Origin of the sequence: Nocardia sp. NPDC060220 (genome assembly GCF_042727815.1) — a bacterium.
In the GTDB taxonomy this organism is placed as follows: Bacteria; Actinomycetota; Actinomycetes; order Mycobacteriales; family Mycobacteriaceae; genus Nocardia.
Map to the genome: position 1 here is coordinate 1 of NZ_JBHWZY010001360.1, position 1,119 is coordinate 1,119.

Consider the following 1,119-nt stretch of genomic DNA (forward strand, 5'->3'; position numbering starts at 1 on the left):
GCCTTCCCACGAAGCACAGCCCTTCCCCGCCGAGCACCCGCTGTTCATCCTCTACACCTCCGGCACCACCGGAAAACCCAAGGGCATCCTGCACACCACCGGCGGATACCTCACCCAAACCGCCTACACCCACCACAACGTCTTCGACCACAAAGCCGGAGACGACGTCTACTGGTGCACCGCCGACATCGGCTGGGTCACCGGACACAGCTACATCGTCTACGGCCCCCTCGCCAACCGCGCCACCCAGGTCGTCTACGAAGGCACCCCCAACTCCCCCGACGAACACCGCCACTTCCAGATCATCGAGAAGTACGGCGTCACCATCTACTACACCGCACCCACCCTGATCCGCACCTTCATGAAATGGGGTCGGGAGATCCCCGACGCCCACGACCTGAGCACCCTGCGACTGCTCGGCTCCGTCGGCGAACCCATCAACCCCGAAGCCTGGCGCTGGTACCGGGAAGTCTTCGGCGCGAACAAGACTCCCATCGTCGACACCTGGTGGCAGACCGAGACCGGCGCCATCATGATCGCGCCACTGCCCGGCGTCACCGCGGCCAAACCGGGCGCCGCGATGGGCCCGCTGCCCGGCATCTCCGCGACGGTCGTCGACGAAGAGGGCAAACCGGTGCAACTCGGTGAGACCGAGGCCAACGGCTACCTCGTGCTCGACAAGCCGTGGCCGTCGATGCTGCGCGGCATCTGGGGCGATATGGATCGCTACCGCGCCACCTACTGGGAGCGCTACGCCGAGCAGGGATGGTACTTCGCCGGCGACGGCGCCAAGCTCGATGCCGACGGCGACCTGTGGGTGCTCGGCCGGGTCGACGACGTCATGAACGTCTCCGGACACCGCATCTCCACCGCCGAGGTCGAGTCCGCGCTGGTGGGGCATCCAGCAGTCGCCGAGGCGGCGGTGGTCGGCGCCACCGACGCGACCACCGGGCAGGGGATCGTCGCGTTCACGATCCTCACCGGCGAGGCCGCGGCGTCGGCGGGGCCCGAACTGGTCGCCGAGCTGAAGGCGCAGGTGTCCAAGGAGATCAGCCCGATCGCGCGGCCACGCGAAATCCACATCGTGCCGGAACTGCCCAAGACCCGCAGCGGCAAGAT

1 protein-coding gene is annotated in these 1,119 nt (G+C 67.5%); it reads left to right on the forward strand.

Going from position 1 to position 1,119, the window contains the following annotated elements; all coding sequences use genetic code 11:
• Positions 1 to 1,119, forward strand: a 1,119-nt coding sequence (locus ACFWF3_RS36785) for an AMP-binding protein (RefSeq protein ID WP_379318856.1), incomplete at both ends; no start/stop codon positions are given.